This is a genomic window from Vibrio sp., assembly GCF_984391705.1.
The window spans coordinates 1-1,661 of record NZ_CFHWOM010000150.1; the positions used below are offsets into that span (position 1 = coordinate 1).

Sequence of the window (1,661 nt, forward strand, 5' to 3'; positions counted from 1 at the left end):
GGCCTTTTTTGTCTTTGTTTTCAACTTCAAGATCAGAAATTGCAGTGTGCAGTTTCGGGTCCCAGTTTACTAGGCGCTTACCACGGTAGATTAGGTCTTCTTCGTATAGGCGAACAAACACTTCTTGAACAGCGTTAGATAGGCCATCATCCATAGTGAAACGCTCACGGTCCCAGTCTACAGAAGCGCCTAGGCGACGAAGCTGCTTAGTGATTGTGCCACCAGATTCGTTTTTCCATTCCCAGATTTTGTCGATGAAAGCATCACGACCGTAGTCGTGCTTAGTTTTGCCTTCTTCAGCAGCAATCTTGCGCTCAACAACCATTTGAGTTGCGATACCAGCGTGGTCCGTACCTACTTGCCAAAGGGTGTTTTTGCCCTTCATACGTTCAGCACGGATCAGAGTATCCATGATAGTGTCTTGGAACGCGTGACCCATGTGTAGGCTACCAGTGACGTTCGGTGGCGGGATCATGATGCTGTAAGCTTCTTTTGATGTGTCACCGTGTGGCTTAAAGTAGCCTTTCTCTTCCCAAGCCTGATACAGGGCTTGTTCGATTGATGTTGGGTTATATGTCTTTTCCATAGTGCTCTTTTACGGATACTGTGAATGGTTAATCTTGGTCAAACTTCATAAGTGAAGCTTCTTGAACCTTAATTCAAAGATAGCTTTAACTATGAGGTTTGACTATGGATGCTGAATCTCAATCGTTTGTAATTGATACCCAGCTTGACGGTAAATTTTATACCTTTCGCGCGCGAGTTGCTTCGCTTTTTCTTCGCAAGGCACGAAGTCTATCACCTGAGCAAAGGCGTTCGCAAAGGTTGTATGATTATCGGCCACATTTATTACCAATTGACGGTTCCAATTGGGCTTAACGCCCTCGTAACCTATTTCAATATTGGTGGCATACTTTGGACCTTCACCAACCAAGTTGTGTGCCATAAACTGCTCGGGTTCGACTTGCCAGAAGATTTCTGCAAGGCTCTCGGCATGCGCTTTGTCGTTACAGTTTAGGTAGAGTTTTGCGCCTTGCTTAGCAAAGTGATGAGCGAGAAACAGCACGTACTCGGCAAAACCTTGTGGCTCTGCTTGAGGGCTGTCTGGCGACACAATGTAAAAAGTGGCTGTCTGCATAACGCTACTCAAACTTGATAAAAGCGAGGGACAAGTTTCCCATCATAAGTTACTAAAAAAGGGCCCGTAGGCCCTTTTTATTATTTTGAAGATTACTCTTCAGTCTCATGGCCGCTGCGGTTCAATAAGAATTGGACTAGCATTGAGACTGGACGACCAGTAGAGCCTTTCGCTGCACCAGACTTCCACGCAGTACCTGCGATGTCGATGTGTGCCCAGTTGTATTTCTTAGTGAACTTAGACAAGAAACAACCTGCAGTGATAGTACCGCCTGGACGGCCACCGATGTTTGCCATGTCAGCAAATGGGCTGTTTAGTTGCTCGTGGTACTCGTCTGCCATCGGTAGACGCCATGCACGATCACTTGCTTGCTCAGAAGCGTTAACTAGCTCGTGAGAAAGTGGGTTGTGGTTCGATAGAACGCCACTGATGTGGTGACCTAGAGCGATAACACATGCGCCTGTTAGCGTTGCAACGTCAACCACACAGTCTGGTTCGAAACGCTCAACGTAAGTGAGTGCAT

Annotated in this window: 2 protein-coding genes and 1 pseudogene; all 3 read right to left on the reverse strand. The window is 46.7% G+C overall.

The features are described from left to right. A partial coding sequence (locus AC4MRV_RS22045; protein ID WP_491189404.1) for a class I tRNA ligase family protein occupies positions 1 to 586 on the reverse strand: 586 nt, incomplete at its 3' end. Positions 587 to 688: 102 nt separating this feature from the next. Further along, positions 689 to 1,138 (reverse strand): DNA polymerase III subunit chi, encoded by a 450-nt coding sequence (locus AC4MRV_RS22050; RefSeq protein ID WP_152469331.1) that lies wholly within the window; start codon positions 1,136 to 1,138, stop codon positions 689 to 691. Positions 1,139 to 1,230: 92 nt separating this feature from the next. Then, positions 1,231 to 1,661: pseudogene (locus AC4MRV_RS22055) on the reverse strand (leucyl aminopeptidase); the annotation flags it as partial.